At 52.1% G+C, this 21,849-nt stretch carries 24 protein-coding genes and 8 pseudogenes; 23 read left to right on the plus strand and 9 right to left on the minus strand.

The genetic code is table 11. The features are described from left to right. Window positions 1-342: 342 nt before the first annotated feature. From QMO62_RS32880 to QMO62_RS32890, 3 genes are all read left to right on the plus strand, one after another. A complete protein-coding gene (locus QMO62_RS32880) occupies window positions 343-543 on the plus strand; it encodes a hypothetical protein (RefSeq protein ID WP_284646816.1) in 201 nt (66 codons plus the stop codon). Then, complete coding sequence (locus tag QMO62_RS32885) at window positions 489-851, plus strand: hypothetical protein (protein ID WP_284646817.1); 363 nt, start codon at window positions 489-491, stop codon at window positions 849-851. Before QMO62_RS32880 ends, QMO62_RS32885 begins: the two co-directional genes overlap by 55 nt. Window positions 852-1,003: 152 nt before the next feature. Further along, window positions 1,004-1,132, plus strand: coding sequence for a hypothetical protein (locus tag QMO62_RS32890; protein WP_284641245.1), 129 nt, complete (start codon window positions 1,004-1,006; stop codon window positions 1,130-1,132). A gap of 57 nt (window positions 1,133-1,189) precedes the next feature. Here the strand turns inward: QMO62_RS32890 and mtnA are convergent. The 3 genes and pseudogenes from mtnA to QMO62_RS32905 all read right to left on the minus strand — a co-directional run bounded on the left by mtnA (window position 1,190) and on the right by QMO62_RS32905 (window position 3,801). After that, window positions 1,190-2,240: pseudogene (gene mtnA / locus QMO62_RS32895) on the minus strand (S-methyl-5-thioribose-1-phosphate isomerase). A 33-nt stretch (window positions 2,241-2,273) separates the two neighbouring features. Continuing rightward, window positions 2,274-3,475: pseudogene (mtnK, locus tag QMO62_RS32900) on the minus strand (S-methyl-5-thioribose kinase). Window positions 3,476-3,630: 155 nt separating this feature from the next. Then, the gene (locus tag QMO62_RS32905; protein ID WP_284641242.1) at window positions 3,631-3,801 is read right to left on the minus strand and encodes an asparagine synthase; all 171 of its coding nucleotides are present in this window, start codon (window positions 3,799-3,801) and stop codon (window positions 3,631-3,633) included. 152 nt (window positions 3,802-3,953) lie between these two features. On the opposite strand from QMO62_RS32905, the gene QMO62_RS32910 reads away from it, so the two are divergent. The 8 genes and pseudogenes from QMO62_RS32910 to QMO62_RS32945 all read left to right on the plus strand — a co-directional run bounded on the left by QMO62_RS32910 (window position 3,954) and on the right by QMO62_RS32945 (window position 11,231). After that, entirely contained in the window at window positions 3,954-4,526 is a 573-nt protein-coding gene (locus QMO62_RS32910) for a DUF1802 family protein (RefSeq protein WP_284641241.1), read from the plus strand. A gap of 167 nt (window positions 4,527-4,693) precedes the next feature. Continuing rightward, window positions 4,694-5,522: pseudogene (sufC, locus tag QMO62_RS32915) on the plus strand (Fe-S cluster assembly ATPase SufC). Window positions 5,523-5,550: 28 nt separating this feature from the next. Beyond that, a pseudogene (gene sufD, locus QMO62_RS32920) lies at window positions 5,551-6,862 on the plus strand (Fe-S cluster assembly protein SufD). Next, on the plus strand, window positions 6,859-8,085 hold the full coding sequence (locus tag QMO62_RS32925) for a cysteine desulfurase (RefSeq protein WP_284646819.1): 1,227 nt from the start codon (window positions 6,859-6,861) through the stop codon (window positions 8,083-8,085). Before sufD ends, QMO62_RS32925 begins: the two are co-directional and overlap by 4 nt. Next, a complete protein-coding gene (sufU, locus tag QMO62_RS32930) occupies window positions 8,072-8,497 on the plus strand; it encodes a Fe-S cluster assembly sulfur transfer protein SufU (RefSeq protein ID WP_284641237.1) in 426 nt (141 codons plus the stop codon). The genes QMO62_RS32925 and sufU overlap by 14 nt, the downstream gene beginning before the upstream one ends. A gap of 46 nt (window positions 8,498-8,543) precedes the next feature. Further along, window positions 8,544-9,939, plus strand: a pseudogene (gene sufB, locus QMO62_RS32935) (Fe-S cluster assembly protein SufB). 139 nt (window positions 9,940-10,078) lie between these two features. After that, the gene (locus QMO62_RS32940; protein ID WP_284646820.1) at window positions 10,079-11,086 is read left to right on the plus strand and encodes a C40 family peptidase; all 1,008 of its coding nucleotides are present in this window, start codon (window positions 10,079-10,081) and stop codon (window positions 11,084-11,086) included. A 40-nt stretch (window positions 11,087-11,126) separates the two neighbouring features. Next, window positions 11,127-11,231, plus strand: coding sequence for a hypothetical protein (locus QMO62_RS32945; protein ID WP_284646821.1), 105 nt, complete (start codon window positions 11,127-11,129; stop codon window positions 11,229-11,231). Window positions 11,232-11,279: 48 nt separating this feature from the next. Here the strand turns inward: QMO62_RS32945 and QMO62_RS32950 are convergent, their stop codons facing one another. From QMO62_RS32950 to QMO62_RS33350, 5 genes and pseudogenes are all read right to left on the minus strand, one after another. After that, entirely contained in the window at window positions 11,280-11,879 is a 600-nt protein-coding gene (locus tag QMO62_RS32950; protein ID WP_284646822.1) for an HD-GYP domain-containing protein, read from the minus strand. A gap of 587 nt (window positions 11,880-12,466) precedes the next feature. Further along, window positions 12,467-13,456 (minus strand): annotated as a pseudogene (locus tag QMO62_RS32955) (ThiF family adenylyltransferase). Then, window positions 13,405-13,542, minus strand: a complete 138-nt coding sequence (locus tag QMO62_RS32960; RefSeq protein ID WP_284646858.1) for a hypothetical protein — start codon at window positions 13,540-13,542, stop codon at window positions 13,405-13,407. The pseudogene QMO62_RS32955 and the gene QMO62_RS32960 overlap by 52 nt, the downstream one beginning before the upstream one ends. A 135-nt stretch (window positions 13,543-13,677) precedes the next feature. Continuing rightward, on the minus strand, window positions 13,678-13,956 hold the full coding sequence (locus QMO62_RS33345) for a molybdenum cofactor biosynthesis protein MoaE (RefSeq protein WP_348651754.1): 279 nt from the start codon (window positions 13,954-13,956) through the stop codon (window positions 13,678-13,680). A 33-nt stretch (window positions 13,957-13,989) separates the two neighbouring features. Continuing rightward, window positions 13,990-14,289 carry a MoaD/ThiS family protein gene (locus QMO62_RS33350; RefSeq protein ID WP_348651755.1) on the minus strand — a complete coding sequence of 100 codons (300 nt, stop codon included), beginning with the start codon at window positions 14,287-14,289 and terminating at the stop codon, window positions 13,990-13,992. Window positions 14,290-14,368: 79 nt separating this feature from the next. Here QMO62_RS33350 and QMO62_RS32970 point away from each other — a divergent pair, with 79 nt between their 5' ends. The 5 genes from QMO62_RS32970 to QMO62_RS32990 all read left to right on the plus strand — a co-directional run bounded on the left by QMO62_RS32970 (window position 14,369) and on the right by QMO62_RS32990 (window position 16,075). Continuing rightward, complete coding sequence (locus tag QMO62_RS32970; protein WP_284646823.1) at window positions 14,369-14,695, plus strand: hypothetical protein; 327 nt, start codon at window positions 14,369-14,371, stop codon at window positions 14,693-14,695. Further along, window positions 14,659-14,862, plus strand: coding sequence for a hypothetical protein (locus QMO62_RS32975; RefSeq protein ID WP_284646824.1), 204 nt, complete (start codon window positions 14,659-14,661; stop codon window positions 14,860-14,862). The genes QMO62_RS32970 and QMO62_RS32975 overlap by 37 nt, the downstream gene beginning before the upstream one ends. A gap of 42 nt (window positions 14,863-14,904) precedes the next feature. Further along, window positions 14,905-15,309 (plus strand): metallophosphoesterase, encoded by a 405-nt coding sequence (locus tag QMO62_RS32980; RefSeq protein ID WP_284646825.1) that lies wholly within the window; start codon window positions 14,905-14,907, stop codon window positions 15,307-15,309. Continuing rightward, window positions 15,306-15,617: a metallophosphoesterase gene (locus tag QMO62_RS32985; protein WP_284646826.1), complete on the plus strand. Its 312-nt coding sequence runs from the start codon at window positions 15,306-15,308 to the stop codon at window positions 15,615-15,617. The genes QMO62_RS32980 and QMO62_RS32985 overlap by 4 nt, the downstream gene beginning before the upstream one ends. Window positions 15,618-15,685: 68 nt before the next feature. Then, window positions 15,686-16,075: a 5'-nucleotidase C-terminal domain-containing protein gene (locus QMO62_RS32990; RefSeq protein ID WP_284646827.1), complete on the plus strand. Its 390-nt coding sequence runs from the start codon at window positions 15,686-15,688 to the stop codon at window positions 16,073-16,075. An 82-nt stretch (window positions 16,076-16,157) separates the two neighbouring features. Here the strand turns inward: QMO62_RS32990 and QMO62_RS32995 are convergent, their stop codons facing one another. After that, on the minus strand, window positions 16,158-16,283 hold the full coding sequence (locus tag QMO62_RS32995; protein WP_284646828.1) for a hypothetical protein: 126 nt from the start codon (window positions 16,281-16,283) through the stop codon (window positions 16,158-16,160). 198 nt (window positions 16,284-16,481) lie between these two features. Here QMO62_RS32995 and QMO62_RS33000 point away from each other — a divergent pair, with 198 nt between their 5' ends. The 7 genes and pseudogenes from QMO62_RS33000 to QMO62_RS33030 form a co-directional block, all read left to right on the plus strand. Further along, window positions 16,482-16,649, plus strand: coding sequence for an undecaprenyl-diphosphate phosphatase (locus tag QMO62_RS33000; RefSeq protein WP_284646829.1), 168 nt, complete (start codon window positions 16,482-16,484; stop codon window positions 16,647-16,649). Next, window positions 16,589-16,939, plus strand: a complete 351-nt coding sequence (locus QMO62_RS33005; RefSeq protein WP_284646830.1) for an undecaprenyl-diphosphate phosphatase — start codon at window positions 16,589-16,591, stop codon at window positions 16,937-16,939. The genes QMO62_RS33000 and QMO62_RS33005 overlap by 61 nt, the downstream gene beginning before the upstream one ends. A gap of 46 nt (window positions 16,940-16,985) precedes the next feature. Continuing rightward, a complete protein-coding gene (locus tag QMO62_RS33010; protein ID WP_284646831.1) occupies window positions 16,986-17,201 on the plus strand; it encodes a hypothetical protein in 216 nt (71 codons plus the stop codon). Window positions 17,202-17,454: 253 nt separating this feature from the next. After that, window positions 17,455-18,438 (plus strand): HD-GYP domain-containing protein, encoded by a 984-nt coding sequence (locus tag QMO62_RS33015; protein WP_348651756.1) that lies wholly within the window; start codon window positions 17,455-17,457, stop codon window positions 18,436-18,438. Window positions 18,439-18,632: 194 nt separating this feature from the next. Further along, window positions 18,633-19,767 (plus strand): annotated as a pseudogene (gene yfkAB, locus QMO62_RS33020) (radical SAM/CxCxxxxC motif protein YfkAB). A 558-nt stretch (window positions 19,768-20,325) separates the two neighbouring features. Then, window positions 20,326-20,868, plus strand: a complete 543-nt coding sequence (locus tag QMO62_RS33025; protein ID WP_284646832.1) for an AI-2E family transporter — start codon at window positions 20,326-20,328, stop codon at window positions 20,866-20,868. A 19-nt stretch (window positions 20,869-20,887) separates the two neighbouring features. Next, window positions 20,888-21,764, plus strand: a pseudogene (locus tag QMO62_RS33030) (YitT family protein); the annotation flags it as partial. Between the last annotated feature and the right edge of the window lie 85 nt (window positions 21,765-21,849).

Here is a 21,849-nt window from a genome sequence, read left to right on the forward strand (position 1 = left end):
TATTCTAGCTGCAGAAATCACCTTACTGTACCAAGAATGTGTTCATCTGCCACCGTAAGTTGAAAAAATCGCGTTACGACGTCTGGCGCTTATATCGGGCCGATAATGCTTCCTTGTAACGTTATGAAAGTCATCGTAATGGGCAGAATTCGCAAGAAATTTGGGCTGCCAAAGCTCAATTTGTGCGATTGAAGTCAAAAAACCTTCGACTTTCGTATGAGCATTCGACACGAATTGTTCATTCTGGTATCCAAATCTAATAATCTCTTAACGATTGCTTGATACTTTTTGAATTTCTTCCTAGTAAACTCCAATTATAGCAATGATGCGGAGGTGCTTCGGATGAAAGAGATTCAAATGTTGTATAAAGGCAAGGTTCACAAAGGAGAAATTGCATACGAGCAGCCGGACTTTATGGAAATCAGCCTGCCGGATGAAGCTGAATATTCGAGCGGAGATGCGATCATTTGCTTTGACCGTTTCCGCAGATGGACGATGAAAGTGATGCGGACCGCTACGTCGCGGATCATCGTGCTCCTGTAAACAGCGAAATTTTTCAGATTCAGGGTTATTCGCCTATCGCGTACGAGGAGCTGTACCGCCAGGAGGACAAGGTGTTCAAGAGCTTTAAGCTCAATACCTTCGGTACGATCAGCGAGGATTTCAAAATCCGTTCGGTTCGCTTTACGGATGTCAGCAGGCTGGGCTTCGGGCTGGAGGTAGACGATTTCTCCGTCCGAATGAATGAGGTCTACGATTCGATGATCATCTGTGACGAGGGAGACCATCCATCCGAAGCTGATCGTAAGATATGCGCATATCCTGGAGAAAACGATCCGGTACGGCTGTGAAATCAAGTCGATTTCTTCTAAGGATCTGCATAAGCTTCGCTGCTATCTTCTGACAAAGCAGTTTGCACAGGAAGTGTGATATCGGTCACAGCCGCCGGGGACGGCTCTATGGTTCAATAGAGGTAAGTTCAAAGATAAGGGGGCTGCCAGCCATGATTACCTGCGGAGAATGCGGCAAAATCAAGGGCCAAGGTGAAACGGGGAACAGCTGGATCTGCGAGGATTGCAAAGTCGAGCCGCCGGCAAAGGAAGAGGAGCCAAAGGAAACGAACACGCCATAAGAAAAAGGGACGCCTTGATCGGATTAAAACCCGAGGGGCGTCCTTTGTATTTATCCGCTACTCTTCAAACAGGTTACGCAAGCCTTCCTCATAAGGGGCTCGCACGATTCCCTTTTCGGTGATGATCGCGGTAACGTATTCGTTCGGCGTCACGTCGAAGGCAGGATTATATACTTTGATGCCTTGCGGGGCCGTACGTTTGCCGAAGCCTTGCGTAATCTCGTCTTCATGGCGTTCCTCAATAGGAATGTCCGCTCCTGTAGGCGTATTGAGGTCGATTGTGGACATCGGGCAAGCCACGTAAAAAGGAATGCCGTGCGCTTTGGCCAATACAGCTACGCTGTAGGTCCCGATTTTGTTGGCTACGTCGCCATTGGCCGCCACGCGATCCGTCCCGACGATGACCGCCTGTACCCAGCCCTTGGACATGACCGCTCCGGCCATGTTGTCACAAATCAGCGTCACATCGACACCGGCCTGCTGCAGCTCGAAGGCCGTCAGTCTGGCACCCTGCAGCACCGGCCGTGTTTCATCCGCGAACACCTTGATGTTGAGTCCCTTCTCCTTCGCCAAATACATCGGGGCCAAGGCGGTGCCGTAACGGGCTGTCGCTAAGCCGCCGGCGTTGCAGTGCGTGAGCAAGCCCATGCCGTCCTCGAACAGGGTTAGAGCATGCTCTCCGATCAGACGGCACGTTTCCTCATCTTCGGCTTGGATTGCCCTAGCCTCGTCCAGCAGTGCTTGCTTTGCGCCTTCGACCGTTACTTCCGTACCCTCGGCAAGAAGCCCCTTCGCGGTTGCCCGCATCCGGTCCAAAGCCCAGAACAGGTTCACTGCCGTAGGCCGGGAGGTAGCCAGGTAATCGCATTGCCGCTCCACTTCTGCCAGCAGGGCGCTTTTGTCCCCTTCGGTGTGACGAACACCGAGGTAAACCCCGAACGCAGCGGCAATCCCGATGGCCGGAGCCCCGCGAACCGCGAGCTGTTTAATGGCGTCCCACACCTGTTCGGAGGTGGTCAGCTCCAAATAAACAATTTCATCGGGCAGCAGGCGCTGGTCAAGAACGATCCAACCGGTTATCCAGCGAATTCCAGCGTACCGACTGCAGCCAATCATATGCGTTTGCTCTACTGTTGACATCTTATTGAACCGCCTTCACTGCGATATCCAGAAGCTCTTCGATCGAAGCTGCCTTCCGGTTGTGCTTAATTAGGGACGTGCCGATTTGCAGGGCGATGCGCTGAGCGCGCTCCTTCGCCGCGGCGTCCTCCAGCTTATTGATATCGGCGACCTGTGCGAGTCCATGAACGCGGCGAACCATCTTACAACCGGAGTACCCGAAGGTGTCCTGCAGCAAGCGCGTCATATAAGCGTCCTGGAAGCCCTCTGTCTTGAACATGCGATCGTTGCCCTGCTCGTTCCAAAGCGTACGGAATTGCCGATCGAAGCCCACCAATGTCCCGGATGGTATTCAAGAGATACGCCGGAAGTCCTGACGAGAGGAAGCATCCTGACTCCAGCCCTCTTGCGCGGCATAATTGAGCAGGAGATTGGCGAATACCGCACCGATATCAAAGCCCATCGGACCATAATAAGCGAATTCCGGGTCGATCACCTTCGTCGATTCGGGTTTAATGAAAATACTGCCGGTATGTAGATCGCCATGCAGCAGCGCCTGCGCTTGAACGAGGAACTTCTCACGGAGAAGGGCAACCTCAAGATGCAGCTCCTTATCGTTCCAAACCGCTTCTACCGCATCCTGAATGGCCGGCGGCACATTGTTGTTCGGCGAATTCGTGTACGGGTCATCGAAAATCAAATCCTCGGTAATTTTGCACAGCTCCGGATTGACGAATTGCTTCACCCGAGCTTTCTTCTCCTGCTGATTCATTCCAAGGTCGGAGGTAAAGAACAAGGTGTGGGCTAGAAAACGGGAAATGTGCTCGGCGAACAGCGGATATTTATTGCCTTCCATCAGTCCGCGGCGCATGATGACATGATCGCTTAAATCCTGCATGACCGTAAGGGCAAGCTTCGCTCATAGACATGGACATGGGGCACAAGATCAGGACAAAGCGCTTCCTGGATCATCAACGCTTCGCTTTCAATACGGGCACGGTCCAGTGTCAGAGGCCAGGATTCCCCTACAACCTTTGCGTAAGGAAGGGCTTGCTTGAGAATGATGCTTTTCCCCGAAAAAGGCTCCGAGATATGAAAAACGAGATTCAAATTGCCGTCGCCGATCTCACGGCTGACAAGCTCGCTATTGGCTGCAAACAAATCGGGCAGGCGGCGGGCGTACTCGATTGCTTCCGCTTCACTTAATGCGTGGTATGCGCACATGGTATATATCCCCTCCAAGTGGACGTTAACTAAACGGTTTCGACAAAAAACTGCCATTCCTAAGTATAAATCAAATTAGGGGTGATTGGAAATAGAGGGATACAAAAGAAAAGGGAGGGCACTGGAATTGTGCCTTCCCTTGTCCTCTTTCAGAATTAAAGCATGCGTTGCCTACGATGCTCCACCAAATCGATTGCCCCTAGTACCACATGGGCAAGTCCGAAGCCTACTACAGCGGCGGCTGCCATAGGATACTTCCCTCTCATAGCTGCACCGGAAGCTGTTACTGCTGTACCCAGGACGGTAGGAATAAGACCTTCGCGCATGTACAATTCCTCCTCAAAGGATAATGTCATTACTTCTTTAGAATCGGGCGAACCGCGAAGTTTTATGCAATCAGGGAGCTGTATGGTTTTGCCTTGCCGCGCGAACATGGTACAATGTTAAGATCAAGCAAATACGGAGTTGAGAATCACGGATGAGCGGTCAGGTAATTGCACTAAAGGAGTGGGCTTCGGCCATTGAAGCACTTCGAAACGGGCAGCAAATTCTCATTATGCGCAAAGGAGGGATTCGGGAGGAAACCCGGGATTTCCAGATCGAGAGCGAAAGCTTCTACTTATATCCGACTTACGAGCATCAGCGCAGGGAGCTGCTTAAGGAAGAGTATCAATATCAATTGGACGAGACTCTGAGGGGCTGGAGCAGCCAGGATACGGAAGCGGTGATTCGTTGTTATGCCGAGCTTACGGAAGACATACTAATTGCATCGCAAGAGGAGCTGGATCGGCTCAAAGGAGAGCATATCTGGACCGACCGCTTCGCCGAAGAGCGGGTCAAGTGGAAGCGGGCACAGCCGCTGCATCTTATGCTGCTGCGTGTGTACGAGCTAACCGAGCCCGTCCGGGTAAGCATCCTGCCGGAGTATAACGGCTGCAAATCATGGATCGGCTTGCCTGCCGCAGCTCTGGATGCAGCGGAGCGACGGCCGGTCTTATCCGATGAGCAATATGCGGAACGGATAAATACCATAAAATCGTTGCTGGGGTGACCGGTTTATATGTGATCGAGGCTCCCGGGTTCGCTTCATTTTCACCGAGCCTAAGCACGCCTATTGATTTTTATTGGTAATGTAAGATAATATTATCATTGAGAATCATTGATAATCAGTTAGAATAATTATTAACAAAGAATAATTTAACGCTGGAGGCGCAAATCATGGCTAATTCACCACAATTTATCATAGACGGTTTGAAGGCAACTGTCGAAGGGAAAGAGATCCTCAAGGGCTTAAGCTGAAGATCAACGGCGGCGAGGTTCACGCCATCATGGGTCCGAACGGAACGGGGAAATCGACCCTTGCATCACATTGATGGGACATCCGAAGTATGAAGTTACTGACGGTTCCGTTTCCTTGAACGGCGAAGACGTGCTTGAAATGGCGACGGACGAAAGAGCAAGAGCAGGCTTGTTCCTTGCTATGCAGTACCCTAGCGAAATTACCGGTGTTACGAATGCGGACTTCCTGCGCAGTGCGATCAATGCGCGCCGCGGCGAGGGCAACGAAATTTCGTTGATCAAGTTCATCCGTCAAATGGAAGCGAAAATGAAAGAGCTGGAAATGAATCCGGAATTCATGCATCGTTACCTGAACGAAGGCTTCTCCGGCGGTGAAAAGAAGCGGAACGAAATTCTCCAGATGCTGATGCTCGATCCTAAGATCGTCATTCTCGATGAGATTGACTCCGGTTTGGATATCGACGCTCTCCGCATTGTAGCGACAGGTGTGAACGCCATGCGCTCCGAAGACCGCGGCTTCCTGATCATTACGCACTATCAGCGCTTGCTGAACTACATCAAGCCTGATTACGTTCACGTTATGATGCAAGGACGCATTGTAAAATCAGGCGGTCCTGAGCTTGCAGAGCGTCTGGAAGCGGAAGGCTATGATTGGGTAAAGGAAGAACTGGGGATTGTAGACGAAACGGTTGGCCAAGAAGAGAAAGAATTCAAGGTTCCGATGAATACTACAGCGCCTAAATACTAAGCGATAGAGGGATAGGAGGATACGCAAGATGAGTACACAAACCGCTCTTCCCATCGATCGTGCAAGCCTAACGGAGCTGTCGAAGTCCAGAAAAGAACCGGAATGGATGACAAATCTTCGGGCGCAGGCTCTCGAGCTGGCCGAATCGTTGGAATTACCGAAGCTTGAAAAAACAAGAATCGACCGTTGGAGCTTAAATTCCTACGGCAAATATAAAGCAGCAGGCGAGCTGACCGCCTTGGATCAGCTTCCTGAGGCAGCGAAGCAGCTGCTGCAAGGCGAGAATCAAGCTCAGCCGGAAAACCTGCTGATTCAGCAGAACTCGGCTGTAACCTTCCGCAGCGTTTCCGAGCAGTTGAAGCAGCAGGGTGTAATTTTCACCAGCCTGGAAGAGGCTCTTCAAACGCATGGCGACTTGGTGCAAAAGTACTTCATGTCCGTTGTCGAGACGAAGGAAAACCTGCTTACCGCATTGCATACTGCGCTTTGGAGCGGCGGGGTATTCCTCTACGTTCCAAAGAACGTTCAAGTGGAAGTACCGGTTCAAGCGCTGTTCCTCACATCGGATGCGGAAGCAAGCTTCTCTCCGCACGTATTGATCGTAGCTGAGCAGCATTCCTCCGTTACTTACGTAGATAACTTCGTTTCGGAAGGCAATCTGAATCAGCTTGTACTGAACGGTGTAGTAGAAGTAGTAGCCAAGCCCGGCGCCAAGGTTACCTTCGCTTCCGTACACAGCCTGAACGATTCCGTAACGGATCTGACTTATCGCCGCGCGGTCGTTGAGAACGATGCTGGCGTCGAATGGATTATCGGTGAAATGAACTATGGGAACACGATGTCCGATACGACGACGATTCTTAAAGGCAACGGCTCTACTTCCGATGCCAAGGTGATCAGTGTAGGCACCAACGACCAGAAGCTGAACGTAACGACCCGTGCGATTCACTACGGTAAAAGCTCGGACAGCCAAATGATCACTCGCGCGGTAATGCGCGATGAGGCGACGGCGATTATCAACGGTATCACCAAGATTGAGCATGGCGCTACGAAGGCAAACGGCGAGCAAACGGAGAAGGTGCTGATGCTCAGCCCGAAGGCGCGCGGAGACGCGAACCCGATTTTGCTTATCGACGAGGATGACGTAACGGCAGGACACGCAGCCAGCGTCGGCCAAGTCAATCCTGAGTATGTATACTATCTATGTCCCGGGGGATTTCCCGTCAGGATGCCGAGCGCCTGATCATCTATGGCTTCCTGGATCCGGTTGTCTCCGAAATTCGCTGGAGCTCGTACAGACGCAATTAAGGAGCCTTGTGGAAAGGAAGCTGGGACAATGAATACCGCAGCCATCCGCAAGGAGTTCCCGATTCTTCATCAGGAAATCAACGGACACCCGCTAGTGTATTTGGATTCCGCGGCCACCTCGCAAAAGCCTCAGGTTGTAATCGATGCGATCAAGCATTATTACGAATGGGATAACGCCAACGTGCACCGCGGTGTCCACACGCTGGGCTCGCGGGCGACCGATGCCTATGAGAATGCCAGAGAGAAGCTGCGTAAGTTCATCAATGCCCGCTCGACGGAGGAAGTGATTTTCACCCGCGGCACAACCACGGCGTTAAACCTCGTAGCTTCAGGCTACGCAAGAACGGTTTGCGGCGAGGGTGATGAGATCGTCATTACTCCCATGGAGCATCACGCCAACTTAATTCCGTGGCAGCAGGTGGCTAAGGCTACCGGCGCCACACTGAAATATATTCCGCTTCAAGAGGACGGCTCCATCCGCCTTGAGGATGTGGAGAGTACGGTAACAAGCCGCACCAAAATCGTCTCCGTCACTTATGTTTCCAACGTGCTTGGCGTCGTCAATCCCATCAAGGAGATTACGGCGATTGCTCATAAGAACGGGGCCAAGATGGTAGTGGACGGGGCTCAGAGCACACCTCATATCAAGGTTGACGTACAGGATCTCGATTGTGATTTCTATGCGCTGTCCGGCCATAAAATGTGTGCTCCAACAGGGATCGGTGCCCTTTACGGTAAGAAGGAGCTTCTTCAAAGCATGGAGCCGATCGAATTCGGCGGCGAAATGATCGATCATGTTGGCTTGTACGAATCGACATGGAAGGATCTGCCCTGGAAGTTCGAGGGGGGAACTCCGATCATTGCAGGCGCGGTCGGGCTTGGTGCGGCGATTGATTTCCTGGAAAGCATCGGAATGGATGCGATCGACAAGCATGAGAAGGAGCTCACGGCTTACGCCATGGATCGGATGCTTGAGATTGAAGGCCTTACCGTCTATGGACCGAAGGAGAATCGCGCAGGACTGGTCCACTTCAACCTGGACGATGTTCATCCGCACGATGTTGCAACGGTTCTGGACGCAAGCGGCGTTGCCGTTCGCGCAGGACACCATTGCTGCCAGCCGCTGATGCGTTGGCTTCAAGTAACGGCAACGGCACGGGCAAGCTTTTATCTATACAATAACGAGGAAGATGTCGATCGCTTGATCGCTTCGCTAATCAAAACAAAGGAGTACTTCGGCCATGCAATTGGATGATTTATACCGCAGAGTCATCATGGATCATTATAAAAATCCACGCAACCGCGGCTCCTTCGAAAGCGGAGAAGCGGTTAGCATCGACTTGAACAATCCAACCTGCGGAGATAAGATACAGCTTCAGATGCAGGTGGAGGACGGTATTGTCAAAGCGGCAAAATTCACGGGCGAAGGCTGTTCCATCAGCCTTTCTTCCGCTTCTATGATGACGGATGCCGTGAAAGGCAAAACGCTGGACGAAGCGCTGAAGATGGCGGAGAGCTTCTCCGGCCTGATGAAGGGCGAGCCGGTCGAGTTCGAGTATGAGGATATTGAGGCGCTGTCCGGCGTGAACAAGTTTCCTGCCAGAATCAAGTGCGCCACCCTTGCTTGGAATGCTCTGCGCAAAGGTATTGAGCACTCAAAACAATAGTAAAACGTACGGAATGACCTTAAATTGAAAAGGAGGTCTTACCATCATGGCGAAAAAAATGCCCGAAATGGAAGATTATAAGTATGGTTTTCGCGACGAGCACAAAGCGGTGTTCCAGTCGGAAAAGGCTTGAATAAAGAGATTGTTACGGAAATTTCGCGTATGAAGGGCGAGCCCGAGTGGATGCTGAGTTCCGTTTGAAGTCTCTGGAGCAATTCCAGAAGATGGATATGCCTACTTGGGGCGGCAACATGGACGATCTGGATTTCGAGGATATCCAGTACTACGTCAAGCCTTCTGAGAAGCAAGGCAAGACGTGGGAAGAGGTGCCTTCCGAAATCAAGGAAACGTTCGACAAGCTGGGTATTCCCGAGGCCGAGCAAAAGTTCCTTGCCGGCGTATCCGCTCAGTACGAATCTGAGGTAGTATACCACAGCATGCAGAAGGAGCTCGAAGACCAGGGCGTTATCTTTACCGATACGGATACTGCGCTTCGCGAATATCCTGAGATCTTCAAAAAATATTTCGGCACGATCGTACCTCCAAGCGATAATAAATTTGCCGCTTTGAACAGTGCCGTATGGTCCGGCGGAAGCTTCATCTACGTTCCGAAGGGCGTAAAGGTAGAAATTCCGCTGCAGGCATATTTCCGGATTAACTCGGAAAACATGGGGCAATTCGAACGTACGCTGATTGTTGCCGACGAAGGCAGCTTCGTGCACTATGTAGAGGGCTGTACGGCTCCGATCTACAGCACAAACTCCTTGCATAGTGCGGTCGTTGAGATCCTCTGTCTGAAGGACTCCCGTGTCCGTTACACCACGATCCAGAACTGGGCACCGAATATCTTCAACCTCGTAACCAAGCGTGCGGTAGCGGAAGAGAACGCAACGATGGAATGGGTTGACGGAAACATCGGCTCCAAGCTGACGATGAAATATCCTGCCGTCGTTCTGAAGGGCCGCGGCGCGAAGGGTATGGTGCTTTCCATCGCGGTAGCAGGGAAAGGTCAGCATCAGGACGCAGGAGCGAAGATGACGCATCTGGCTCCGGATACGACGTCCACGATCGTATCGAAGTCGATCAGTAAGCACGGCGGTAAAGTAACATACCGCGGCTTGGCTTCCTTCGGACGCAATTCCCAGGGGTCTAAGGCGAACATCAAGTGCGATACGCTGATCATGGATAATCAGTCCACATCGGATACGATCCCTTACAATGAGATCATGAACGATAACATCACGCTGGAGCACGAAGCAACGGTATCCAAGGTTTCCGAGGATCAGCTCTTCTACCTGATGAGCCGCGGCTTAAGCGAAGCGGAAGCTACGCAAATGATCGTTATGGGCTTCATCGAGCCGTTTACGAAGGAGCTTCCAATGGAATATGCCGTAGAGATGAACCGTCTCATCAAGTTCGAGATGGAAGGCTCTATCGGTTAATAATAAGGAAGGACACAGCTTTCCCGGGTTATACCGGAGGCTGTGTCCTTTTTGTTTCCATAGCCGACAATGCATAGGGGGTTCAGCCTTTTCTCATGCTATAGAAAGTGAAAATTTGCTGAACAAGGAGACAGCCAGCATGAAAAAGCGAAGCCAAAGAGCCGTTTTAGCCATGATCATCGGAACTCTTCTCATCCCCACGGGCTGCGGCCATATTTTGTCCAAGGAACAGCGTCAAAACAATCAATTGAGCTTTCCGAGCACAGACGGAAGGCAGACGAACAGGGCAAGAGTGGAGCAGGAAAATGCCGCAAAGGGCCTTACGGCCCAGTCGAAGCACCAACCGAAGGTACTGGAAGCAGATACGGCCCGTTTGCCGCTCACGACGATCAACGGGGTAAGTTACGTTGAAGCTAACGCCTTCGCTAAGGCACTGGAGTATAACACCGATTGGGATGGCGATCAAGGCGTGCTGCAAATAGGGGAATACGGCTCCAACTATGAGCTGAAGGTGAATGATACCACTGCCATGAAAGAAGAGGAGAAGGTAAGCCTTCCTCAAGCGCCAATCTTGAGAAACCATCAGGTGTTCCTGCCGTCTGCGGCGATTCAGCCTTTATTCGGCGACGATATCTCCTTCGAGCTGACAGATCGCGAAGTGGTTCTGCGTCCGGTGGGTGAAGCGGTAATGGATCCGATGGACGGACCGGAGGAGGCGGATACAGGCTCTGAACTGGACTTCGGAGATGACCCGGACGATCCTTTCAAGGGGGATGAGGGCGAGGATCCTGCCGATGCGGAAACGCTTAGCGGCGCTGTAGAGGAGCTGACACAGCTGAGCTCCGTGGAGCTGGAAGCGCTAATGAACCAAGAGGCCGTTCCGGTGTTAAAAAATATTGATATGAATGCTTTAATCCGCCGCGGAAAACGATATTTGGGCGTGAAGTATCGTTTCGGCACAGGGCCGTATCCAAGAACCGGCCGTTTCGACTGCTCCACCTTCACGGATTATGTGTTTAACAAGTTCGGCGTGGATTTGCCTAGAACGGCTCGCGCGCAAGCGAAAAGGGGAACGGCGGTCAGCCGAAAAACCTGCGTAAGGGCGACCTCATGTTCTTCTATGTACCGGGGCGGTTCAGGACCATAAGACGGTCGGGCATGTGGGCATCTATATGGGGAATCGCCGGATGATTCATGCTTCCCCGCTGCCTCGGAATGGCGTACAAATTTCAACTATCAATAAGGGCTACTGGAAAAAAACGTTCTTGCGTGCCAAAAGAGTAGCGTATTAATGCTTCAAAGGAATAAAGCTCAACGTCAGCCGACGTTGAGCTTTATTTCTAAACAAAGATTTGTTCGATATCCAGCTCCCGTTCGTGAGACAAATCAACGAACCTTCCCTCGACGTTAATTAAGGGCCGGAAGAAGTCCACCGGATTCGTCAGAACGATTGTGCCGAGCTGTCCATTCGTTAGCTGGAGCTTCTTTCCGACAAAATTAGGAACCATATTCCGAATAAACACCTGTGTAATGCCAGGGTCCAGCTCTCCGAAGCTGCAGCGATGGATTTCACGGAGAACATGCAGCAGATTGCGGGCCTTCTGATATGTGCGATTGGAGATCATGGCGCTATACACATCGGCGACCGCTACGATTTTGGACATACGGGACATTTCATGTCCTTTAATCCGCAGGGGATAGCCGGTCCCGTCCAGCCGCTCATGATGCTGCAGCGCCGCGACCGCCAAGCTTTGCTCGAAGCCGGATTGCTTCAGCATCTCATACCCGAAAATGGTATGCTTTTTAATTTCTTCGTACTCCTCATCGGTAAGACGCGAAGGCTTCTGAAGGATGTCTATGGATACCTTGCTCTTGCCTATATCGTGCAGATAGCCCGCTTTTCCGCCAATAACGCTTCGTCTTCCGACTGCCCCAGCCATTTCGCAATGTAATAAGAGATCATGCCTACTTGGACGCTATGCTGTAAGTGTAATCGTCCTTCGTATTTAGAGCGATCAGAAGCGAGACGACGTCTTTTTCCTGCTTGAAGTGTTGAACGAGCGGGGTGAAACCGTTCTCCACTTGCTCCTCATGGAGCTTCCTTCATGAAGTACTTGCTCAAACACAAGCTTGATGTTGTCGACCGCGTTGCCTGTATGCTTCTGCTTGCTGCTCTTGGACTGTTGAGACGGTGAGCCTGGAATTTTCCACTTGCAAATCAATGTCGACATAATCCAAGTCATGTCGCTGCAGTTTAGCAATATCCTCCGCATGAAGAACCGTATGAGCGGATAGCACAAGAAGCCCGTGCTTGTTGAAGGTATCCGACCCCAAACGATCGCCAACCCGCACATCATAAATGGGAACCCGCAAAAGAATTCACCTCAAAATAAAAAATATTGTGCGATTTCCCTAATCATACCAGCATTCGGATTGGCAAACAATGTCGAACTGCGCGATTTGAAGTAAAATTTTACTAAAAATTTATTAATAATTATTGAAAATTTAACACAAAAATTCCATTAAGTTACATTCCGATATAACGGCTATAAAGGCTCTTGGCCAATACTGGATCATCCGTTCCTTGGACCAGCATCCCGTCCGCCTTCAAACAGCACAAACGTGATTTCGTCATCCAGCCGGAACTTGAGCAGGAACGGATTCAGCTCCACTTCGCCCAGCGGACGCAATCGCTCCGCCCATTCCTTTAGGCTTAGCGCGGAAGGCCTAACCGGCTGAATCTGCACGGAGTTTCTCCCGCATAGCGTTTGCAGCGTATCCTCATGCATGAATGCTTCCAAATATTCATAACGTCTTCCGCACAGCAGGGGCAGTCCGCTTTCCGGGCTTTGCTCACGTCAACGGCCGAGTATTGGTTGTACCACAGATCCCAGTGGACCATCCGCCGATTGCGCTGCTCGTGAGCGCCGACGAGCAGCTTCATGGCCTCGGTCGCCTGATGTGAAGCGACCGTATGTATGATCGGCCCGATGACGCCGGCCGTATCGCACGTCTCGGTCGTTCCCTGCGCCGGGGGCTGCCCGAAGAGGCAGCGCAAGCAAGGCGTCTCTCCGGGAACGACGGTAAGGCTTACGCCGCGGGAGCTGACCGCGCCGCCGTAAATCCACGGGATGCCGTGCTTAAGGCTCACGTCATTGATCAGGAACCGCACCGCGAAGTTGTCGGTTCCGTCCAGGATGAGCTGCACATCCGTCAGCAGCTCTTCCGCATTGGTCGCGTTCAGGTCCGCGACCACCGGTTCGACCGCGACCTGCGAGTTCGCGGCCCGGAGCCGCGCCGCTGCGGCGACGGCCTTCGGCGACGAGCCGGCCGCATCGGCTTCGTCGTACAGCATCTGCCGCTGCAGATTGCTGGTCTCGACGAAGTCGCGGTCGATCAGGCGCACGAAGCCGACCCCTGCGCGAATCATATGGTTCGCGAGGACGGTGCCGAGGGCGCCCATGCCTACGATGGCGACACGTGCCTCGTGAAGCTTCGCTTGGCCTTCCGGCCCGATCGGGAGGAATAACATTTGCCGAGAGTAGCGGGCAAGGTGGCTAAGATCTCGTTCTCCTGTATGTGGCTTGCTTCATTCATGTTCATGCTGCCCCTCCTCCTTCGGGAGTCGATTGGCCGGGACCGGCTGTAGGATCCCAGGGCCCCAGCTGATGGCCCTTCCATTCGGAGCCGTCCTCCCAATTTTCTTTCTTCCATATCGGTACAATTTGCTTCAGTCGCTCAATGGCATACGGCTCGCTTCGTAAGCGGCGGCGCGATGGGGGCGGAAACGGCAATCACCACGCTAATTTCACCGATCCCCACGGTGCCCAGACGATGGGTAATGGCGCATAACGCCCCGTCCCACCTCTCCCCGATCTCCGAGCAGATTTGCTCCATCGTCTTGAGAGCCATAGGCTCGTAAGCCTCATATTCTAGCAGCGTCGTTCTCTTCCCGAAGGTAAATTCCCTCGTGGTTCCGACAAAGGAGAGCGACGCACCGTGGTTCGGATGAATCACCTTGCCGGTGACTCTTCTACAGAAATCGGATCCTTAGTAATACATACAAGGTTCCCCGACGTCCGTGCAGCTCTTCCTCCGTCGGTTCTCCGCCCGATACCGGAGGGATGATCGCAATTTCATCCTTCTCGGTGAGAAGCAGCTCCGCTCGGCGTAAGCTTGATTTACCGCAATGAAGGATTGCTGCAGCGAGCGCGCTGCGTGAGGATACAGCTCTGCCAGCTTCTCCTTAAGCGCCTCTACCGTAAGGGATTCCTGCTCGATATGTAAAGTCAGCTCGGATCCGCCTAGCTGCTCGGCGAGTCCTGCAAACAGCAATAGTTGAAGTTTCATGACGCCTCCACGACTTCCTTTTTTCCTTTCAGCATATCATATTTTTCATGGGAAATGGTATAATGGGATGAGTTTGGCTGTGGTTTTGGACTTAAGGCAAGGGAGGCATAACGATGCAATTCACGTATATGATGAAATACATGGGAGCGGACAACTTACCGTTCAGGAAATGGCTTCGCTGGCCGGCGGCGGCTTTGCTCTGCAGGAGCGCGTTCCGTCCGTCTCCGGCAAGGCCTTCGATCTGAAGCGCTGGTATGCCGGATGGCGCGGGCAGCAGGGAGGGGAGAACGACAGACTGCCGGTCCTTCTTCAAGTTGAGGCGGCGGATGAATTTCAGGCAACGATTCCATGGGATCAGCTCGATCAGGCATGCTTCTTGTACGAGCAGAAGATGGCAATCCGCTGAAGAAAGGGTTTCCGCTTCGTCTCTACGTTCCGGACGGCAGCAGCGAATGCTTAAATGTCAAAAGCGTTGTTACCCTTCGTCTAGGGTATGAAGGGCTTGCTCCGGAGGAGGCAACCTACGGCTTCAAAAACACGGTGAGCCTGGACGATCTGAAGCTTCGCAAATAGAGCAGCCTTCGAAGCCGCTAAACGAAAGGAGAGCGCTTATGAATGCTGATCGAAAACCGTCTGCGAATCCTCCATACGAACGATCTGCATAGCCGCTTCGAGCAAATGCCGAAGATTGCGGCGGTCATCCGGAGGCTGCGGTCGGAAGCCGGCGAGGAGCACACCGTTACGCTGGACATTGGAGATCATTTGGATCGAATGTTTCCGGAAACGGAGGGCACGGAGGGGCTTGCGAACATCGCTGTGCTGAATGCAACGGGCTACGACGCCGTGACGCTAGGCAATAATGAAGGACTGACCTTCAGCAGGAGCATGCTTGCCAAGCTGTATGCCGAGGCTCAGTTTCATATCGTCGCCAGCAACTTGCCGGAGACGGCCACCGGGGAGCTGCCCGAGTGGGCCCTGCCGTATCAAATCCTTACCAAATCAGGAATCCGGATTGCTTGATAGGGGTCACGGCTTATTTTACAGAGTACTATCGCTTGCTCGGGTGGGATATTCAGGAGCCGCTGCAGGTAACGGAGCAGCTCGTTCGTAAGCTTCGTCCCGAGGTCGATGTGCTGATCGTGATGTCTCATCTCGGTCTGCGGCTGGATGAACGGATGGCACAAGAAATTCCGGGCATAGACGTCATTCTGGGCGGACACACGCATCACTTGCTTGAGGAAGCTCAGCGTATGAATCAAGCGCTGTATGTGCCACAGGCAAATTCGGTCAGTATGTCGGGATCGTCGACCTGGAGCTCGACAGCGTAAGCAAGGCCATCCTATCCTCCTCCGGCTCCGTCATAGCAACCGAACCATTGGAAGAGAACGACTCCGAGGTGAAACAAGTCATCGCGGCGTATTCAGAGCTTGCCAGGCAAACCCTTAGCCACCCGGTGGCCTTCGTGGACAGAGCGCTCCCGCACAATTGGAACGGCGATTCCCCTTTGGGGAATCTTCTTGCGGCGGGACTGCGCCGGGTGACGGAGGCCGAGATCGGGCTTGTGAACGCGGGACAGCTCCTGGGGGATTTGAACTACGGTCCAGTCACGTCCGGAGACTTGCTGGCCTTGTGTCCGTCGCCTATTAATCCGTGCCGCATGACGCTGACCGGAGCACAGCTGCTGCGTGCGCTGGAGCAAGCCTTACTGCCGGAATACACGGAAAAGGCGATTAAGGGTTACGGCTTCGGGGCAAGGTGCTCGGCACCCTCTGTCTCGATGGAATGATCGTAGAGTATGACCCTGCCGGCAAAGCGGGACGCAAAATCCATCGTGTGCTTGTGGATCAGCGCCACTTGAATTGCAAAGGTCATACCGTATTGGGACCATCGATATGTTTACCTTCGGAATCGGATACCTCCCGATCGCCGAGGGAACGCATGTAGAATACTTGCTGCCGGACTTCCTTCGCGACGTGCTGCTTCGGGAGCTGCATGCTCGGGGGCGATTGAGGATAGTCTGCATCGCCGCTGGTTGTCTATCGAGCCATAACTGCGGAATGCGGCGTTCGTACGGTACCTAATGCTCTGAATTCCGGTTCTTGGAGGCGTGAAATGTACGATATTTGGGTTGCCGTTATCATCGGTATTGTGGAGGGCTTGACGGAATTTCTGCGGTTTCCTCGACCGGCCATATGATCCTGACGGGTTATTTGCTGGGAATTCCGGAAAGCGATGAATTTATCAAAACGTTCGAAATCGCGATCCAGCTCGGAGCGATCCTGGCCGTTGTGCTGCTGTATTGGAAACGAATCATGCGATTATTCGGCCTTACAAGTCCGATAAACCGGGACCGAGACTGAATCTGTTCCATATTGCGATTGCCATTGTACCTGCCCTCGGATTGGCTTATGTGCTGAAGGATTTTATAAAAGGCCAGCTGTTCTCGCCGACCACCGTCCTCATTGGGCTTGTCCTCGGAGGGATTCTTCTCATTATTGGGGAGAAGCAGCAAGGCACGGTGACGACGAGGATGTGGATCAGATTACTTATAAGCAGGCTCTCATGGTCGGCTTATGGCAGATTTCTCTCGATCTGGCCGGGGTTCTCCCGCTCCGGATCGACGATCGCCGGGGGGATGCTGTCCGCATGAGCCGGGCTGCCGCCGCTGATTTTACATTTATCATCGCCATCCTGTCATGGTTGTGGTGACCGGTTACGAGATGCTCAAAAGCTTCGATCAGTTTTCTTCAGAGCAGTTCGGTTTCTTCACAACAGGGTTCGTTGTATCGTTTATTGTTGCGCTGTTGGCCGTCGTTACGTTCATCAAGTTCGTTCAGCCGGTTCAGCTTGTCTTATTTTGCCTACTACCGATTCCTGATTGCCGCGGTGTTCTGATGTTTCTGCTTCGTTAGGTTAAGTGGGCCGGGGTCCTAATTTGATTAGGACTTTCGGCTTTCTTGTTTTTTTTGTCATAAAATTAATAAAAAAGTAGAAAAATGCATCAAAAGATAGTTGCCATTTTTTGACGGATCTTTTACTCTTATCATACAGCCTTATTCTAAAAAAAATTTAAGAAAGTAGACGTGACACTTCTATGCGCTTGCTGCCTATCGCGAAGATCATACCCGGGATGAAGCTTGCAAAAAGATATACAACAGCGACGGTTTGGTCTTGCTGAATGAAGGGGTGGAGCTCTCCTCGTCATTGATCAAGCGTTTAGGAGATCACGGTGTAGATTTTGTTTATATAAGTGACCCCAGAACTGATGACATTGTAATACGGGAGCTTATCTCGGATGAGACGCGCGCTGCAGCCATTTCCGGAATCAAGCAGTCCTTCCGCACGGCTATGGAGGATCACATGAAGCGTAAAGCGGTTGGCGCCTTGCAGGTGGGCAAGGTGTTCCGCAATTTGCTGACGATGATTCTCGACGATCTCAGCAGCCATAAAGACGCGATGATCATGCTGACCAATATTCATACAATGGATGATTATTTATATCAGCACTCTCTTAACGTATGCATATACTCAACGATGCTTGGAATGGCTCATGGGTATTCCAGAGAGGAGCTCATGACGCTGGGACTCGGCTCGCTGCTGCACGATATAGGCAAGACTCAGATCCCTATACAGCTTTTGCGCAAGAACGACAGACTGACCGATGAGGAATATCTTGTGATCAAGAAGCATGCGGAATTCGGCTACCGCTTCCTGAAGGACGAGCCTAATATCCCGCTGCTCTCCGCTCACTGCGCCTTCCAGCACCATGAGCGTGTTGACGGTTCGGGTTATCCCCGGGGCTTAAAGGGGGACGAGATCCATGAGTATGCCCGATGGATCGGACTCGTCGACTCGTATGACGCCATGACGACCCATCGGGTGTACCGCAGAGCGATGCTTCCTCATCAGGCAATGGAGATTTTGTATGCCGGCACGGGAACTCTCTATGATATGAAGAAGATCGAACTGTTCCGGGACAAAATCGCAATCTATCCGCTTGGCGTCACCGTTACGCTGAATACGGGCGAAACGGGAGTTGTGTGCGATCTGAATCCTTCCGTTCCGCATCGGCCCACGGTACGTATTCTGAAGAATGCCTATGGGGAAGATATTCAGTCCCTTTCGATATTGATTTGTCGCAGCAGATGACGCTGCTTATTACCGGTGTAGGTGAAGAGAACGCGGTTACGCCGGTATAATGCAAAGGCGGTTCCTTGCGGGAGAAAGTCCTTCCACAAGGGACGGCCTCTTTGTTTTCAGAAAGCCGTTCGGTTTTCTTTTGTGACGGGTTGCGATACAATAAAATGAAAATAAACCTCAAGAGTCAGGTGTGAAGAATTACCATGTCAGAAGGAATACAGAATACATTTCGGGCGGAACTGGACCCGATTACCCCTGAGAACGACCCGTGGGAGCCGATTCGCTCCAGAAGCCGGCATCATAAACACGTTCTTACCAGCGTAGAGTTAACCGTAACGAATTTGTGCAATATGCGTTGTGAGCACTGTGCTGTAGGCGATTCGCTGCTGATGACCGAAGGGCCGAGAATCCCCCTGTCTGCGATTCTGAAGCGGCTCGATGAGGTCGAGCATTTGGAAACCATCAGCATCACCGGAGGTGAGCCGAGCTATCATGAGCAGACCGTTCGCGATTATATCGTGCCCATCTTGCGTTATGCCAGAGAAAGAGGGATCGATCCCAGATTAATTCGAATGTGACGCTCGATTTGCACCGCTATGAGCTGCTCGCTCCCTTATCTGGACGTCATGCATATTTCGTTCAATTATTTGAATGCGGACGACTTTTATCAAGTGGGTTTTGTTCGTGCAGACCGCAAGGTGTCCAAGGATACGGCCGCCCGCCTGTATGAACGGATGGTAGAGAACACGATGGCCCTCAGCCGCGGCGGCATGTTCGTATCCGCGGAGTCGATGATCAATTACCGGACGCATGAGAAGCTGCCGGCGATCACCGGTTGATCAGTGAAATGGGCTGTCGACGCCACGAGGTGCATCCGATGTACCCGAGCGCCTTTGCCGCCCAGCTTCCGGTGCTCAGTCTGGAGCAGATTCGCACATCGATTCACGATTTGCTTGACCATCGCAATCAGGAGCTCTGGATGCTGTTCGGCACGCTGCCCTTCTATGCTTGCAGCTCCTCCGATGCCGATCTCGAATTGATTTGGAGACTCAGGAAGGAGCCGAATGTAACGGTACGGAACGACCCGGACGGCCGCAATCGATTGAATGTCAACTTATTTACGGGCGATGTCTATGTGACAGATTTCTCGGATGTTCCCCCACTCGGCAATGCTCATCGGGATACGCTGGATCAGGTGTTTGAGCGATGGAAGCAGCATCCGCTGATGATGCCGTTGATTGCTATTGCCCTGCCGCCTCCTGCTGCGGACCGAATTTGCTTGTTATGGATGCTTATTATAAAGGCTTGAATTTCAAAGAACGCCAGGCGGTCATTTAAACCGGATGCTTCAGTCAGACGCAACTTGACGAAAAGAGGGGAGCCTCATACGGTGTCATTGCGAGCTGTAGTTTTATGCGCTGTCGGATTTGTGCTGCTGTACGGATTGTTTACCATCGGATTCCCTTTCTTGCTGGCCTTGCTGGGAGCAATTTTTTTGGAGCCTTTGGTTACATTAAGTATGAAGTATTTGCGTTTCCCTCGGATGGTTGCTTCAGCTTTGGTTTGCACATGGTTTACCGCCTTACTGCTTGGCTTTGTTTATTTGCTGGGGTTCAAATCGTCTCTGAGGTCATTCAGCTATGGAACCATAGTCCTGCCATTTTGAACGGGGCGAGATTGTTTTACGATGATACCTCAGAGCGTACGCGGCTCTTCTACGATTCACTGCCTTTGGGTGTAGCCGAGCAGCTCCAAGGAATTCTGGAGTCAGGCATAACTCCCTGGCGGAAAGCGTCAAGGATGTATTGACGGCGGTTTCGATGTATTTTTAAACGTAGCGAAGGCGATTCCAACATGCTTGTCTTTGTCGTGGTCTTCATCATTAGTCTATATCTCATGTCTTTCCAATTACCCAGCTTATATCAGTCCTTCCTGAATTTGTTCGATAAACGTTCTAGACCTAAGGTGGCAAGTGTGCTTACCGATTTGCGGAGAGCCTTGGTCGGATTTTTGTTTGCCCAGACGCTGATCAGCTTTCTGACCTTCCTTGTTACAGCTGCCGGGCTGCTGTTTCTGCGGGTCGATTACCCTTTGGCCATTGCGTTGGTCATCGTCCTTGTAGATGTCCTGCCTATCCTTGGAACAAGCGCCGTCTTCGTACCCTGGATCATCTACTGTCTGCTCGCGGGGAATACGCAGTTGGCTGTGGGGCTGCTGATCCTGCTGCTTTTCATTATGATTTTCCGGCGTCTCATCGAACCCAAAATTATTGGTGAGGCTGTAGGGATTCATGCGCTAGCCGCACTTATCAGCATGTATATCGGCTTTCAGTTGTTCGGGGTGATCGGGCTGCTGCTCGGTCCGGTCGTGATCATCATTTATCAAGCACTGCGTCGTGTAGGGCTTCTGCACCTTACGATCAACTTGGATAAAGCTTAACGCACGATGGAGGACACAGATGGAGACAACTAGACTGACTGCCAAAAAGCATGCAAAGCTGACGACCGTTAAGCTGCTGCGCCGTATTTTCTTCCTTACCCTGGGGGCTGCTCTCGTCTCCGTCGGGACTGGAAATTTTCCTCGTTCCCAACTCTATCATCGACGGTGGGGTTGTCGTATTCCGATCATTTCGTCCTATTTTGTTCGGAGGACCGCTCTGGGCTGTACTTGCTGCTGCTGAATCTGCCGTTTCTGTTTGTCGGGTATAAGCAAATCGGAAAAACCTTCGCTTTGTCCACCTTGTTTGCCGTCATCATCATGTCCATCGGAACGTACAAGCTGCATCCGGTGGCCCCGTTAACGATAGATCCGCTTCTTGCCGCCGTCTTCGGCGGGATTATTGTCGGTATCGGGGTGGGGATGGTGATTCGTTCCGGAGGCTCGCTGGACGGCACGGAAATCGTGGCCATCCTGGTAAGCAAGAAAAGCCGTTTTCTGTAGGCGAGATTGTGATGTTCTTCAACTTCTTCATTCTGGGGAGTGCGGGATTTGTCTTCGGATGGACCGGGCGATGTATTCATTGATTGCCTATTATATTGCCTTTAAGATGATTGATCTCACCATCGAAGGCTTCGGAGAGTCGAAGTCTGTCTGGATCAATCAGGCGACAGCGTTCGGGACATCGGGGACGCCATCATTCAGCGGCTTGGCCGCGGCGTTACGTATCTCAGCGGCGAGGGAGGATTTACGGGCGATGACAAGCAGGTTATCTTTCTGTGTCGTCACCCGGCTGGAGGAGGCGAAGCTGAAGTCCATCGTGGAGGAGATTGACCCGACGGCCTTCCTCGCGGGTCGGCAACATTCACGATGTGAAGGGCGGACGCTTTAAGAAGAAAAAACATACATTGATCCACAGCACCTCTACTTGCTCATTAGAAAACGATGGGCGGGCGAGGTGTTTTTTTATGTTCCTGGGGCTAG

It is taken from the genome of Paenibacillus silviterrae (assembly GCF_030167925.1).
Taxonomy (GTDB): domain Bacteria; phylum Bacillota; class Bacilli; order Paenibacillales; family NBRC-103111; genus Paenibacillus_G; species Paenibacillus_G silviterrae.

What these genes read in the sequence shown, in the direction of transcription:
- QMO62_RS32880 (WP_284646816.1), top strand. Translation starts at nt 343, where the DNA reads ATGAAAGAGATTCAAATGTTGTATAAAGGCAAGGTTCACAAAGGAGAA.
- QMO62_RS32885 (WP_284646817.1), top strand. Translation starts at nt 489, where the DNA reads ATGGACGATGAAAGTGATGCGGACCGCTACGTCGCGGATCATCGTGCT.
- QMO62_RS32890 (WP_284641245.1), top strand. Translation starts at nt 1,004, where the DNA reads ATGATTACCTGCGGAGAATGCGGCAAAATCAAGGGCCAAGGTGAAACG.
- QMO62_RS32905 (WP_284641242.1), bottom strand. Translation starts at nt 3,801, where the DNA reads ATGCGCGAAGGTCTTATTCCTACCGTCCTGGGTACAGCAGTAACAGCT.
- QMO62_RS32910 (WP_284641241.1), top strand. Translation starts at nt 3,954, where the DNA reads ATGAGCGGTCAGGTAATTGCACTAAAGGAGTGGGCTTCGGCCATTGAA.
- QMO62_RS32925 (WP_284646819.1), top strand. Translation starts at nt 6,859, where the DNA reads ATGAATACCGCAGCCATCCGCAAGGAGTTCCCGATTCTTCATCAGGAA.
- sufU (WP_284641237.1), top strand. Translation starts at nt 8,072, where the DNA reads ATGCAATTGGATGATTTATACCGCAGAGTCATCATGGATCATTATAAA.
- QMO62_RS32940 (WP_284646820.1), top strand. Translation starts at nt 10,079, where the DNA reads ATGAAAAAGCGAAGCCAAAGAGCCGTTTTAGCCATGATCATCGGAACT.
- QMO62_RS32945 (WP_284646821.1), top strand. Translation starts at nt 11,127, where the DNA reads ATGATTCATGCTTCCCCGCTGCCTCGGAATGGCGTACAAATTTCAACT.
- QMO62_RS32950 (WP_284646822.1), bottom strand. Translation starts at nt 11,879, where the DNA reads ATGGCTGGGGCAGTCGGAAGACGAAGCGTTATTGGCGGAAAAGCGGGC.
- QMO62_RS32960 (WP_284646858.1), bottom strand. Translation starts at nt 13,542, where the DNA reads ATGAACATGAATGAAGCAAGCCACATACAGGAGAACGAGATCTTAGCC.
- QMO62_RS33350 (WP_348651755.1), bottom strand. Translation starts at nt 14,289, where the DNA reads ATGAAACTTCAACTATTGCTGTTTGCAGGACTCGCCGAGCAGCTAGGC.
- QMO62_RS32975 (WP_284646824.1), top strand. Translation starts at nt 14,659, where the DNA reads ATGCTTCTTGTACGAGCAGAAGATGGCAATCCGCTGAAGAAAGGGTTT.
- QMO62_RS32980 (WP_284646825.1), top strand. Translation starts at nt 14,905, where the DNA reads ATGCTGATCGAAAACCGTCTGCGAATCCTCCATACGAACGATCTGCAT.
- QMO62_RS32995 (WP_284646828.1), bottom strand. Translation starts at nt 16,283, where the DNA reads ATGCAGCTCCCGAAGCAGCACGTCGCGAAGGAAGTCCGGCAGCAAGTA.
- QMO62_RS33000 (WP_284646829.1), top strand. Translation starts at nt 16,482, where the DNA reads ATGATCCTGACGGGTTATTTGCTGGGAATTCCGGAAAGCGATGAATTT.
- QMO62_RS33010 (WP_284646831.1), top strand. Translation starts at nt 16,986, where the DNA reads ATGGTTGTGGTGACCGGTTACGAGATGCTCAAAAGCTTCGATCAGTTT.
- QMO62_RS33025 (WP_284646832.1), top strand. Translation starts at nt 20,326, where the DNA reads ATGTCTTTCCAATTACCCAGCTTATATCAGTCCTTCCTGAATTTGTTC.